14 protein-coding genes are annotated in these 11,424 nt (G+C 62.5%); 3 read left to right on the top strand and 11 right to left on the bottom strand.

Going from position 1 to position 11,424, the window contains the following annotated elements; all coding sequences use genetic code 11:
• Window positions 1-270: 270 nt before the first annotated feature.
• Genes KGA82_RS25815 through nirS form a run of 11 tightly spaced genes read right to left on the bottom strand, consistent with a single transcriptional unit; the run spans window position 271 to window position 9,166 of the window.
• Window positions 271-1,761, bottom strand: a complete 1,491-nt coding sequence (locus KGA82_RS25815) for a cytochrome D1 domain-containing protein (RefSeq protein WP_223453065.1) — start codon at window positions 1,759-1,761, stop codon at window positions 271-273.
• Window positions 1,758-2,597 (bottom strand): uroporphyrinogen-III C-methyltransferase, encoded by an 840-nt coding sequence (cobA, locus tag KGA82_RS25810; RefSeq protein ID WP_192226444.1) that lies wholly within the window; start codon window positions 2,595-2,597, stop codon window positions 1,758-1,760. The genes KGA82_RS25815 and cobA overlap by 4 nt, the downstream gene beginning before the upstream one ends.
• A 52-nt stretch (window positions 2,598-2,649) precedes the next feature.
• Window positions 2,650-3,828 carry a heme d1 biosynthesis radical SAM protein NirJ gene (gene nirJ / locus KGA82_RS25805; protein ID WP_207286766.1) on the bottom strand — a complete coding sequence of 393 codons (1,179 nt, stop codon included), beginning with the start codon at window positions 3,826-3,828 and terminating at the stop codon, window positions 2,650-2,652.
• A gap of 26 nt (window positions 3,829-3,854) precedes the next feature.
• Window positions 3,855-4,358: an Lrp/AsnC family transcriptional regulator gene (locus KGA82_RS25800; RefSeq protein WP_008043669.1), complete on the bottom strand. Its 504-nt coding sequence runs from the start codon at window positions 4,356-4,358 to the stop codon at window positions 3,855-3,857.
• A complete protein-coding gene (locus KGA82_RS25795) occupies window positions 4,333-4,776 on the bottom strand; it encodes an Lrp/AsnC family transcriptional regulator (RefSeq protein WP_008034421.1) in 444 nt (147 codons plus the stop codon). Before KGA82_RS25795 ends, KGA82_RS25800 begins: the two co-directional genes overlap by 26 nt.
• A complete protein-coding gene (locus KGA82_RS25790) occupies window positions 4,769-5,284 on the bottom strand; it encodes an Lrp/AsnC family transcriptional regulator (protein WP_008034419.1) in 516 nt (171 codons plus the stop codon). Before KGA82_RS25790 ends, KGA82_RS25795 begins: the two co-directional genes overlap by 8 nt.
• Entirely contained in the window at window positions 5,281-5,739 is a 459-nt protein-coding gene (locus KGA82_RS25785; RefSeq protein ID WP_223453060.1) for an Lrp/AsnC family transcriptional regulator, read from the bottom strand. The genes KGA82_RS25790 and KGA82_RS25785 overlap by 4 nt, the downstream gene beginning before the upstream one ends.
• 1 nt (window position 5,740) lies before the next feature.
• The gene (locus tag KGA82_RS25780) at window positions 5,741-6,919 is read right to left on the bottom strand and encodes a cytochrome D1 domain-containing protein (RefSeq protein WP_223453059.1); all 1,179 of its coding nucleotides are present in this window, start codon (window positions 6,917-6,919) and stop codon (window positions 5,741-5,743) included.
• Window positions 6,916-7,242, bottom strand: a complete 327-nt coding sequence (locus KGA82_RS25775) for a c-type cytochrome (protein ID WP_192226454.1) — start codon at window positions 7,240-7,242, stop codon at window positions 6,916-6,918. The genes KGA82_RS25780 and KGA82_RS25775 overlap by 4 nt, the downstream gene beginning before the upstream one ends.
• Window positions 7,243-7,258: 16 nt before the next feature.
• On the bottom strand, window positions 7,259-7,573 hold the full coding sequence (locus KGA82_RS25770; RefSeq protein ID WP_008043673.1) for a c-type cytochrome: 315 nt from the start codon (window positions 7,571-7,573) through the stop codon (window positions 7,259-7,261).
• Window positions 7,574-7,597: 24 nt separating this feature from the next.
• A complete protein-coding gene (gene nirS, locus KGA82_RS25765; RefSeq protein ID WP_223413864.1) occupies window positions 7,598-9,166 on the bottom strand; it encodes a nitrite reductase in 1,569 nt (522 codons plus the stop codon).
• A gap of 313 nt (window positions 9,167-9,479) precedes the next feature.
• Here nirS and KGA82_RS25760 point away from each other — a divergent pair, with 313 nt between their 5' ends.
• Genes KGA82_RS25760 through KGA82_RS25750 form a run of 3 tightly spaced genes read left to right on the top strand, consistent with a single transcriptional unit; the run spans window position 9,480 to window position 11,122 of the window.
• A complete protein-coding gene (locus tag KGA82_RS25760; protein ID WP_008034410.1) occupies window positions 9,480-10,283 on the top strand; it encodes a CbbQ/NirQ/NorQ/GpvN family protein in 804 nt (267 codons plus the stop codon).
• On the top strand, window positions 10,267-10,854 hold the full coding sequence (locus tag KGA82_RS25755) for a cytochrome c oxidase subunit 3 family protein (protein WP_223453057.1): 588 nt from the start codon (window positions 10,267-10,269) through the stop codon (window positions 10,852-10,854). The genes KGA82_RS25760 and KGA82_RS25755 overlap by 17 nt, the downstream gene beginning before the upstream one ends.
• 10 nt (window positions 10,855-10,864) lie before the next feature.
• Window positions 10,865-11,122, top strand: coding sequence for a cytochrome C oxidase subunit IV family protein (locus KGA82_RS25750; RefSeq protein WP_223453055.1), 258 nt, complete (start codon window positions 10,865-10,867; stop codon window positions 11,120-11,122).
• Window positions 11,123-11,424 lie beyond the last annotated feature (302 nt).

The raw sequence follows: 11,424 nt of genomic DNA, 5'->3' as shown, positions 1-11,424 counted from the left end.
CGCCCCCTCGAGAGGCCGAGCGCAGGTTCTGCGCAGTGGGCAACCCGGCATGGATGCCGGGTTAGCCGCCCCCGGCCATGGATGGCCGATGGCGGCGGGCCCACGGAGCAGGACCGGAGCGAGGGCATGGCGAGCATTAGCGAGCCACCGAACGAAAGGGGCAAGAGCCCTTGGTTACTTGGGGCTCTTCCAAGTGACTCGCCGTAAGGGCGAAACCGCCAGCCGCCATCACCAAAAAAACGGATATACACCCAACCCCAACCCCAACCCCTAATGCGAAGTCCCCTCCACAAACTCGATCTTGTTGCCAACGTTGTACTTGCCCGACGGCTTGTTCATCGGGATACGCTTGATCTCCTCAAGCGTGTCACTGTCATAAACAATCAGCGCCCCATCAGTGGCCCAAATACTCAGCAGCAAGTGCCGACCATCGCGAGTGAACTCGACGTGCGCCGCCGTCTTGCCAGGCATCGGACGCAAGGTACGAGCGATTTCCAGAGTCTGTTTGTCGATCAAATGAATCGCATCGTTGTCCGGCCCGAAGAACACATCCGTCCAGGCATACCGCGAGTTGACGTGACTGCGCATGAAAAACCCCGGCCCCAACGTCGGGATTTCCTTGATCAACTTCCAGGTCTTGAAATCGATGACAGAGATCAGCCCCTTGCTGATGTTCGGCGTGGCAAACACCCACTGACCGTTGCGTTTCCAATAGGTCCCGGACCCCAGGTGCGGCATGCCCGGCAACGGAATGTCGGTGACCACCTTGCCACTGTCGAGGTCGATCACCTGACCACCTTTGGCCTTGCGCGACGTGGCCAGCAACTGCTTGTAGTCCGGTGAAAAGGAAAAGTCGTCGAGCATGTCCTCAGCCTCGATCCGTCGCGGCTCGAAGTCCGGAGTCCCGGCGCTCGACAGTTCCCAGACCTCCTTCACGTCCTTGAGCGCGACGATGAAACTGTCCCGTGGCGGCGCGGTGTAGACCGCGCTGACCCGTGACGCCGTGCCGTCCCGGCCGATGGCTGGAATGGTCTTGACCAGCGACAGATCGCGGGCATCCAGCACGACAAGATTGCCCGGCAAATAGTTACCCACCAACACCCAGCGACCATCCTTGCTCACCGCCAGGTTCCGGGTGTTGAGCCCGGCGCGGACCTCGGCGATCAGCTTCAGGTTGTGCAGGTCGTACAGGCTGACCCAGCCATCGCGCGAGGCGACGTAGACGAAGCGCCCGTCGGGTGAGAACTTCGGCCCGCCATGCACGGCAAAGTGCGAGGTAAACCGCGCCAGCACTTCGAAACGATCGCCGTCGAGGATGTTGATGTGGTGATCGCCAGCTTCCACCACCACGAACAGGTTCAGCGGATCGGCGCCATGCTGGGGCGTGGAGGGCAGCTTGCTGATGTCGGCGAGCATCGAGTGACTGCCGCGAATCTCGTCGTTGCTCCAGGTCGGCGGGGTGGCGGGCGGTTGCTGAAGGTAGCTCACCAGCGCGTCGATCTGCGCCGGGTTGAACACGTTGGCAAACCCGGCCATCTGGCTTGCGGGGCGGCCGTTCTGGATCACGCTGCGGATTTCATCGGGTTTGATCCGGCTCAGACTCTCTGGCAACAACGCCGGCCCGGTACCGCCGAAACGGTTGGCGCCATGGCAGCTTTGGCAATGCTGGCGGTAGTCGTTCGCGGCGTGTTCAAGTGCCGGATCAGCGGCGCCAGCGACAGCACTGACCCATAACAACGGCAGCAGCAGCCCGCGCTTCATAGCGCCACCTTGCCGTGCCGTTGCAACGCCTGAACAGGATAAAAACGCGCCGGGTACTCCATCGGTTGTGCGGCGAACAGATCGACCACCTTGCCAATCACCGTCAGCGTCGGAATACCGGGCGGGCACTCCAGTGCCAACGTCGGCAGTTGGTGCAATAAACCACGGGCGACGTGCTGGTCAGGGCGCGTGCCGTTGCTGACCAGCGCTGCCGGTGTGTCGGCCGACAACCCGGCCTCGATCAGGTGCTTAGCGATAACCCCGAGGTTCGATAAGCCCATGTAAAACACCAGGGTCTGGCTGCTGTCGGCCAGATCGCGCCAAGGCAGTTTCAACTCGCCGTCGTGTTGCAAGTGACCGGTGATGAATCGACAGGAATTGACCAGGTCCCGGTGCGTCAGCGGGATGCCGGCGTAAGCGCTGCACCCGGACGCGGCGGTGATGCCCGGCACCACCTGGCAGTCGATGTTGCGCTGCAGCAGATACTGCAACTCCTCGGCGCCGCGACCGAAGATGAACGGGTCGCCACCCTTGAGCCGGACCACGCGTTGCCCTTGCTCGGCGAGGTCGGCCAGCAGCTCGTTGATTTGTTCCTGGGGCAGGCTGTGGCAGCCGCTGGCCTTGCCGACGTAATGCCGGGCGCAAGTGAGGGGGATCAGCGTCAGCAGGTCGGGGCTGATCAGACGGTCGTAAACCACGGCGTCGGCCTGCATCAACAGGCTCCAGGCGCGCAGGGTCAGCAGGCGTGGATCGCCGGGGCCCGCGCCGACCAGGGCGACTTCACCCGGTCTGAACAGGGACGCAAGTGCGGCCGGTAAAATAATCGATGGGTACATGGGACGTCCTTGGTTCTTCATCAGGTTGGCCGGGGCTTGCCAGGCGGATGCTTCAGTGCATGACGCAAGGGATTGTCGTGATGGGCGGCACACCGATTTCTTCATCGCTGAGGTGGCAACCGGGGTCCTGCCCCCACAGATCGCCTTCGGCCCAGGCGCGGGTTCGGGTGTTGCCGTTGCAGATGTCCAGCCAGCGGCATTGGCCACAGCGGCCACCGACGGCGCGCGGATGCGCCCGCAGCTGTTGCAACAAAGTGTCCGGTCGGTCCAGCCAGAGCGTGCGAAACGGCGTGTGCCGCACGTTGCCCACCGAGTGCTGCCACCAATAGGTGTCCGGGTGCACTTCGCCGGTGTTGTCGATGTTGGCGATGCCGCTGCCCGAGGCATTGCCGCCCCAGGCGCGCAGCATGTGTTCCAGGCGCGGGTAATGTTCGGGCAGATGCAGCCCCACCCATTGCAGCAACAGAACTGCGTCGGCATCGTTGTTGCCGCTGACGAAATCGCTGTCGCGACCCTGCGCGATGTCTTCCCAGGCGCGTTCGAAAATCTGCGTCATCGCCTCGCGGCTCATCTGTTGCCGAGCGTCGAGCTGACGGCTGCGTTTGCCGCGACCGCTGTAGTTGAGGTGCGACAGGTAAAACTTTTGCACGTCGTACTCGCGCATCAGCGCCAGCAATTGGGGAAGCTGCGCATGGTTTTCCTGGGTCAGGGTGGTGCGCAGGCCGACCCGAATACCTTGTTCGCGACAAAGGCGGATCGCCCGCATGGAGCTGGCAAAACTGCCCTTGAGTTGGCGGAAGGCGTCATGGGTGGCTTCCAGGCCATCGATGCTGATCCCGACATAGTCGAAATTCGCCGCACGGATCTGCGTGATGTTGTGCTCATCGATCAGCGTGCCGTTGGTGGACAAGGCAACAAAGAAACCCTTGGCGCGGGCATAGGCGCTGAGCACAAACAGATCATCGCGCAGCAGCGGTTCACCGCCGGACAGGATGAGCACCTTCACCCCGGCAGCGCGCAGATCATCGATCACGCTCAGTGCGGCGGGCGTATCCAGTTCATCGCGAAAAACGCTGTCGGCCGAGGTTGCGTAGCAGTGTTTGCAGGTCAGGTTGCAGCGCCGCAGCAGGTTCCAGATCACCACGGGCGGCCGGTTGCTGCCCGGTGGGCTGGTTCTGGGGGCGGGCGCCTGGCCGGCCAGCGCACGCAGGTATTGGCTGATCCTTAACATGCAACTCTCCTTGAGTCGGCGCGCCTTCAGTGCGTTGCGGGTGGCAGGCGCAATCCGGTTTTTTTCAGGATGCGGCTGCTCACCAGCATCTCGTCGGCGGCACAGGCATCGCCCAGCAAGTAGCGCAGGTGTTCGCGGTAGCTGTCGATTTCCTCGCTGCTGCGACCGTGCACCATGGCAAACAGGTTGTAGCGCCAGTCCTCACGGCGCGGGCGTCGATAGCAATGGCTGACGAAGGGCTGCGCACCGATCAGCGCGCCGAGGCGCGGCATGTCGGCGTCGCGCACATCCCAGACCGTCATGCCGTTGTAGCGATAACCCAGGCGATAGTGGTTGGGGACGGCGGCGATGCGCCGGATGGCGCCCTCGGCCTGCAAACGCTTGAGCAAGTCCAGGGTGGATTCGATGCTCAAGTCCAGCTGCTCGGCGAGCCAGGCCCAAGGATCGTCCAGTAAGGGCAGGCCGGTCTGGGTCAGCTCGATCAGGCGATGGGCCAGGGTGTCTTCAGACCGGGAAATACAAACCGACATGGTAGGTCTCCTCTTTGGGCAGATTCAGCAGCGGCAAGCCGGTCAGGGATTCAATGCGCTGCAGGGTCTCGGCGATGCCTTGTTCGGTCGGGCAACCGAGCACAAACCACATGTTCCAGGGGTGTTCGCGTCGATAGTTGTGGGCCACTTCCGGCAGGGCATGCAGTTGCTCGGCGACGTCTTCGAAGCGTTCTTCCGGCACCGCCAGCGCCGCGAGCGTGAAGGCACCGCCCAGCCGTTCAATGTCGAACATCGGGCCGAAGCGCGTGAGCACGCCGTCTTCCAGCAGTGCGTGGAGCCGATCGAGCAGTTCACTGCTGCTGCTTTGCAGCTCGGCGGCCAGTACTTTCCAGGGATGGCGCACCAGCGGCAGGCCCAGTTGCAAGCGGTTGATCAGTCGACGGTCGAGGTCATCCACGGTCGGAGGCTCCTGTTGATGAAGGCGCAAAGCGCCCGCCGCATTGTTTGAAGGCGTGGGTGCTGAACAGCAGTTGGTGGGGCAGGTCGCTCAGCAGGTGTTCTTCGAGCAGCGCCTGAATGTGCGCCGCGACTTGATCGCGTTGGCGACCGTGAACCATGCAGAACAGGTTGTATCGCCAGTCAGGCAGGCGTCGCGGCCGCTGATAGCAGAGGGTGATGCCGGGCGCTCGCCCCAGGCGCTGGCCGACTTCGTCGATCAACGCGTCCGGAATGTCCAGCACCAGCATTGCGTTGGCGGTAAAGCCCAGCGCGCGATGGTTGAGCACCAGGCCAACCCGGCGGAACAACCCTTGCTCGTGCCACTGGTGCATTTGCGCGAGCACCTGGTTTTCCTCGGCGTTGATCCGTTCGGCGAGTGCCTGATAAGGACGCGAAACCAGCGGCAACCCGCCTTCCAGGTGCCGACGCAGGGCCAGTGCCTGTTTGGGATTCAATGGCGCTTTCATCGGCTTTCTCCCAGGGCAAAGCCGAGGTCGATGCGGTAAGCGGTCAACATCGGCAGGTCCAGCGGGGTGAGGCCGGTGCCGTGCTCCAGTTCTTCGAGAATGCGCTCGATGTGTTGGCGATCGGGCCCGGTCAACACAAACCACAGGTTGTAGTGATGCTCGCGCGCATAGTTGTGATTGACCTCGGGGTACTGGCTGACGCGCTCGGCGACCTGATGCAGGCGTTCGGCGGGCACGGCGAGGGCGGCGAGGGTGCTGGCGCCGGCACGGCTGTGGTCGAACACCGGGCCGATGCGCGACAAGGCCCCGGCCAGTTCCAGGCGTTGCAGGCAGGCGATCACTTGCGACTCGCTGCAACCCAACACCTGGGCCATTTCACGATAAGGTTCCGGACACAGCGGCATGCCATGCTGGAAGCGATCAATCAGTTGGCAGGCAAGCAGGTCGAGGTCCATTTCAATAACCCATTTTTTGTGCGCGGCTGCTGAAGAAGATGCCGCTCGGTGCAGTGGCCGGCAGGGTGCTCAGCTGTTTCAGGCTGTACGGGTCCCAGACCTGAACCTGATTGCCGTCGCGTAACGACAGCCACAGCTGATCGCCGCGTGCGGTGAATTCCATGTGCAGCACCGCCGGGCCCGGTCGCAGGTCGGCGACCACGGCGTGGGTTTCGGTGTCGATCACCTGGACCCGGTCATTGTCCGGGTAGGCGAAATTGACCCACAGTTGCCGACCGTCCGGGCGCGAGGTGACGAACACCGGTTGGCCGGCCACGGGGATCACGGCGCTCTGCTGCCAGGTGCGCGAATCCATCACCAACACTTGATGGCGACCGACAGCGGGGACAAAGGCCTGATGGTCGGCGACGGCCCAGCCCTCAAGGTGCGGCATTTTGTAGACCGGCAGTTTTGCCTGGCCGCGTCCGTAATCACCGAGCACCCGCTTTACCCCAAGCTCGGGATGCCAGAGGTCGAGTTGCGCCATGCCGTCTTCGCCGAACAGGCCGGCCATGTAGTAGCGCCCGTCCGGGGTGATCAGCGCGTCGTAGGGTTGCTCGCCGATGTCGGTGAAGCGGCTGATCTGCGGGGTGGTGCCCTGGCTGAAATCCAGGGTCCAGATCTCGCCGGTGTCGAACAGACTGAACACAAAACGCTGGCCGGGCGCGTCGACCAGGCCGACCACGCGGGAACGCTTGCTGCCATCGGCCAGCGGGGTGGCGGGAATGTCGGCCACCAGCTGCAAGGTCTGTGCATCAAAGACCTTGACCCCGCCCGGCACATAGTTGGAGACCGCGATCAGCTTGCCGTCCTGACTGATGGCGCCGCCGATGCTGTTGCCGCCCTGGATCACTCGGTGATCGATGCGTCGGGTCAGCAGGTCGATCTTGCTCAGACCGCCGTCACGGCCGAACACATAGGCAAAGCGCTGGTCGCGGGAGAACACCACCGAGGCGTGGGACAGGTCGCCCAACCCTTCGAGCCGGGCCAGCGAAGTGCGGTTGTCGCTTTCGATGATTTGCAGGCTGCCGGTGGCGCGTTCCACCACCACGCCCAAGTCGCCGGTGCCACGCAAGGGTGGCTGAGCGCAGGCGGACAATAACAGCCCGGTCGCCGCTGACAGCAGGATTGAACGGATCATGGTGCGGGATATCCCTGGAGAAGAAGATCGATCAGCCAACGGATGTCGGCGGTGCTGAGCAGCGGGGCCCAACCGGGCATCGCGGTGCCGGGCCGGCCATGGGTGACGGTGGCGATCAGGCTGTCCCTGGACTTGCCCGCCAGCGCTGCGCGGGTCAGTTCGGGGCCGAGGCCGCCGGTCATGTGCAGCCCATGGCAGGCGCCGCAGTCCTGGGCCAGCAGGTGTTCGAGTTGCGCCTGACGCTGGGCGTCGGGCGCGGCAACCGTGGTTGCGCAAATGAGGAGGAGGGCCGCCAGAACCAGAGCCTTTCGAAAAATCATCATGGCGCCCTCCAGGCGGTTATTTGAGCGTCAGGACCCAGGTCGCGAGAATCTTCGCTTCCTCATCCGTGACCGGGTTTGCCGGCATCGGCATCGGTCCCCAATTGCCCTGTGTGCCGTTTTTGATATGACTGGCCAGGGTGTCCGCGGCCCCGGCTACGCCCGCATTCTTGGCCGCTACATCCTTGAGTGCCGGGCCGACCAGTTTGGTGTCGATGGAGTGGCAGGCGGCGCAGGGTTTGCTCTTGAACAGCTCCAGCGCGTCCTGGGCCATGGCCGGTTGCACGCTCAGCGCAGCGGTCAGGGCGAACAGTGAAAGCAGAGTATTTTTCATGGTGTTTCCTTGCATTGATGGAGCTCAATAGATGTCGTGTTGGGTGTTGTAGACGTTGAACTTTCCGGTGGGTGTGATCAGTCGTTTGTCCTTGATGACTGACTTGAGCTTCAGGGTTTTATCGTCGATCACCACCAGCGCCGATTCGTCGGCCTGACCGCTCCACACGGAGAACCAGACTTCATCGCCGGCCTTGTTGTATTCCGGTTGCACGACGCGCATCGCCCCTTGCTTGATGCCCGCGTATTCGGCGATGGGCAGCACGGTATAGCCGGCGTCGAGCTTGTCGATATTGAACACCGCCACCGACTGACTGAGTTTTGCGTCCGGGTTGAGGGTGGTGTCGACGTACAGGTGACGGGAGTTGGGGTGGGTCTTGATGAACAGCGATCCACCGCCCTGGCCCTTGATCGAGGCGACCTGTTTCCAGGCGTATTGCGCGTGTTTGACCGGGTCGGTGCCGATCAGCGAGATGCCTTCATCGCCCAGGTGGCTGGTGGCCCAGACCGGTCCGTAGGTTGGGTGGTCGAAGTTGGCGCCGCGCCCAGGGTGCGGGGTTTTGCCGACGTCCACGAGCGCGGTCAACTTGCGCTCCTTGGAGTCGATCACGGCGACTTTGTTGGAGTTGTTGGCGGCGGTCATGAAGTAGCGGTGCGTGCTGTCCCAACCGCCGTCATGCAGGAACGGCGCGGCGTCGATGGAGGTGACGGTGAGGTTCTTGATGTCCTGGTAATTGACCAGCATGACCTTGCCGGTTTCCTTGACGTTGACGATGAACTCCGGCCATTCGTGGGACGCGATGATCGCCGCGACCCTCGGCTCAGGGTGATATTCCTGCTTGTCGACGGTCATGCCGCGTGTCGAGACGATCTGCTTCGGCTCCAGGGTTTCGCCGTCCATGATGGTGAACTGCGGCGGCCAATAGGAACCGGCGATGGTGTACTTGTCTTCGTAGCCTTTGAATTTGGAGGTCTCGACCGAGCGCGCTTCGATACCCACTTTGACTTCGGCGACCTTGGTCGGCTCCACCGGCCACAGGTCGATCATGTCGATCCGGGCGTCGCGGCCAATCACCAGCAAGTAGCGGCCCGAGGCGGAGATCCGCGAGATGTGCACCGCATAACCGGTCTCAATCAGCTTGACGATTTTCTTGCTGTCGCCGTCGATCAGGGCAATCTTGCCGTCATCGCGCAGCGTCACCGAAAACAGGTTGGGCAGGTCGAGTTTGCTCAATTGTTTTTTCGGACGATCCTCGGGTTTGACCAGCACCTTCCAGGTTTTCAGCGTCTCGGCCATGCCCCATTCCGGTGGTGTCGGCGGCGTGTGCTGAACGAACTTGGCCATGGCCGTGATTTGCTCCTTGGTCAGGGCATTGGACGTCCCCCAGTTCGGCATGCCTGCCGGTGAACCGTAGGTAATCAAGGCCTCCAGGAACGGTTGCCCGCGCGACTGGGTGATGTCCGGGGTCAGCGGCTTGCCGGTCGCCCCTTTGCGCAGCACGCCGTGACAGCCGGCGCAGCGCTGGAAGTAGATTTCCTTGGATGAATCGAACTCGGCCCGGCTCATGTCGGGAGCGCCAGCGGTTTTGACCATGGGCGGTGAGGCGGCGGGCTCGTTGGCTCTGGCTGCGTGAGACACCGCAAAGGCCAGTGTCGAACACAGGGTGGCGACGGTCAGAGCAAACGTTTTTCTATTGCTGATCAGCATTCCATTTCTCCTCAGGCAAGACCTTTGCGATGCGCTGGAACGACAGCGCAGGACGCAGGTTCTTAGTGCGCTGCAAGGCTATGCCCGAGCAGGCCAATGCCCGCTTGACGGCGATCAAGTTTGTCGGCCATGTCACTTGCCAGGTTGTCGCAGGGGTCCGTAGCGTGTCCCTCAATTCTGTTGTTGAATCAGGTGCCCCATGGACCATCTCCCGTCTGGCGAACACAAGGCCGAACCCTTCTACCAACCGCTCAACAATGAGGAGGCGCTGTTCGAGCAGGCCTGGCAACACGGCATGCCGGTGCTGATCAAGGGGCCGACCGGATGCGGCAAGACCCGTTTCGTCCAGCACATGGCGCATCGGTTGAACTTGCCGCTGTACACCGTGGCGTGCCACGACGACCTGAGCGCGGCTGACTTGATCGGTCGCCATCTGATCGGTGCCCAGGGCACTTGGTGGCAGGACGGACCGCTGACCCGCGCGGTACGCGAAGGCGGCATCTGTTATCTCGACGAAGTGGTCGAGGCGCGCCAGGACACCGTGGTGGTGTTGCATCCGCTGGCCGACGATCGTCGCGAGTTGTTCCTGGAGCGCACCGGCGAGGTGTTGCAGGCGCCGCCGTCCTTCATGCTGGTGGTGTCCTATAACCCCGGTTACCAGAACCTGCTCAAAGGCATGAAACCCAGTACCCGACAACGCTTCGTGGCGATGCGTTTCGATTACCCGCCGGTGGCCGAAGAGGAGCGCATTGTTGCCCGCGAGGCTCAGGTGGACAGCGCGCTGGCGGCGCAAGTGGTCAGGCTGGGGCAGGCGCTACGGCGGCTTGATCAGCATGATCTGGAGGAAGTCGCTTCGACGCGGTTGCTGATTTTCACCGCACGAATGATCCGCGCCGGCATGAGCCCGCGTGAGGCGTGCATGGCCTGCCTGGCCGAACCATTGAGCGACGATCCGCTGACCGTCGCGGCGCTGATGGACGTGGTTGATGTCCACTTCGGTTGAACCCGGCGGCGTTGCGCCCAGGCATTTGCCGGGCGATCTGGCGATGTGGTTTTTCATTCTCGCCGAGCTGTCGGTGTTTGCCATTCTGATTCTGGTGTTCGCCGTGACTCAGGCACTCAAGCCGCAGCTGTTCAGCGAAAGCCGTCTGTTGCTGAACACGTCGACCGGTCTGGCAATGACCCTGAGCCTGCTCACCGCCGGGCTGTTCGCGGCGCTGGCGCAGGCGCAAGTCAGGCGCTCACGGCCTCGCCACGGCGCTGTCTGGTTGCTGGCGGCGTTGCTCGTCGCCAGTGTCTATGTGGTGTTGAAAGTCACCGAGTACCGACACTTGCTGGGCTCGGGGCTGGGGATGGAGCACAACACGTTTTTCACGCTGTACTGGATCCTTACCGGGTTTCATTTTCTTCATGTGTTGCTTGGCATGTTCATCCTCGGATGGCTGGCCGAGCGTTGCCGTCGTGGGTTGTACGACGCCAGTAATCGCAGCGGATTTGAATCCGGCGTGTTGTATTGGCACATGGTTGATCTGATCTGGGTTGTGTTGTTTCCGCTGGTTTACGTGCTGGGTTGATGAGGTTTTCATGTCTGCTTCCAGGTTCTTGTTTGTCTGCTGGGCAGCGCTGGCCACGCTGAGCGTAAGCACTGTGTTGCTGGCGCAGTCGGGGGCGACTGGGGTGTTGTCCGTGGCCATTTTGCTGGTGGCGGTCGTCAAGGCCTGGTTGATTACTGATGGCTTCATGGAAATGCGCCATGCGCCGCGATTGTGGCGTCGGTTGTTGGTGAGTTGGGCGTTGGTGTTGGTGGTGGTTGTGGGGGGGATGTTGGTGGTGGTTGATTGAGTACATATCCGTTTCTGTGGTGATGGCGGCTATTGGTTTCGCCCTTACGGCGAGTCACTTGGAAAAGCCCCAAGTAACCAAGGGCTCTTGCCCCTTTCGTTCGGTGCCTCGCTAATGCTCGGCATACCCTCGCTCCGGTCCTGCTCCGTGGGCCCGCCGCCATCGGCCATCCATGGCCGGGGGCGGCTAACCCGGCATCCATGCCGGGTTGCCCACTGCGCAGAACCTCCACTCGGCCTCTCGAGGGGGCGCTCAGATCAAAAGCTGAAGGCGAGCTAACGCTCGGCCTGATGAGTGGTGAA

The sequence above is a fragment of the Pseudomonas sp. BF-RE-22 genome (assembly GCF_019956155.1).
GTDB lineage: Bacteria > Pseudomonadota > Gammaproteobacteria > Pseudomonadales > Pseudomonadaceae > Aquipseudomonas > Aquipseudomonas migulae.
The sequence above is the reverse complement of the archived record's forward strand: the minus strand, read 5'-3'. Positions and strand labels throughout refer to the sequence as shown.

What these genes read in the sequence shown, in the direction of transcription:
- KGA82_RS25815 (WP_223453065.1), bottom strand. Translation starts at nt 1,761, where the DNA reads ATGAAGCGCGGGCTGCTGCTGCCGTTGTTATGGGTCAGTGCTGTCGCT.
- cobA (WP_192226444.1), bottom strand. Translation starts at nt 2,597, where the DNA reads ATGTACCCATCGATTATTTTACCGGCCGCACTTGCGTCCCTGTTCAGA.
- nirJ (WP_207286766.1), bottom strand. Translation starts at nt 3,828, where the DNA reads ATGTTAAGGATCAGCCAATACCTGCGTGCGCTGGCCGGCCAGGCGCCC.
- KGA82_RS25800 (WP_008043669.1), bottom strand. Translation starts at nt 4,358, where the DNA reads ATGTCGGTTTGTATTTCCCGGTCTGAAGACACCCTGGCCCATCGCCTG.
- KGA82_RS25790 (WP_008034419.1), bottom strand. Translation starts at nt 5,284, where the DNA reads ATGAAAGCGCCATTGAATCCCAAACAGGCACTGGCCCTGCGTCGGCAC.
- KGA82_RS25785 (WP_223453060.1), bottom strand. Translation starts at nt 5,739, where the DNA reads ATGGACCTCGACCTGCTTGCCTGCCAACTGATTGATCGCTTCCAGCAT.
- KGA82_RS25780 (WP_223453059.1), bottom strand. Translation starts at nt 6,919, where the DNA reads ATGATCCGTTCAATCCTGCTGTCAGCGGCGACCGGGCTGTTATTGTCC.
- KGA82_RS25775 (WP_192226454.1), bottom strand. Translation starts at nt 7,242, where the DNA reads ATGATGATTTTTCGAAAGGCTCTGGTTCTGGCGGCCCTCCTCCTCATT.
- KGA82_RS25770 (WP_008043673.1), bottom strand. Translation starts at nt 7,573, where the DNA reads ATGAAAAATACTCTGCTTTCACTGTTCGCCCTGACCGCTGCGCTGAGC.
- nirS (WP_223413864.1), bottom strand. Translation starts at nt 9,166, where the DNA reads ATGGTCAAAACCGCTGGCGCTCCCGACATGAGCCGGGCCGAGTTCGAT.
- KGA82_RS25760 (WP_008034410.1), top strand. Translation starts at nt 9,480, where the DNA reads ATGGACCATCTCCCGTCTGGCGAACACAAGGCCGAACCCTTCTACCAA.
- KGA82_RS25755 (WP_223453057.1), top strand. Translation starts at nt 10,267, where the DNA reads ATGTCCACTTCGGTTGAACCCGGCGGCGTTGCGCCCAGGCATTTGCCG.
- KGA82_RS25750 (WP_223453055.1), top strand. Translation starts at nt 10,865, where the DNA reads ATGTCTGCTTCCAGGTTCTTGTTTGTCTGCTGGGCAGCGCTGGCCACG.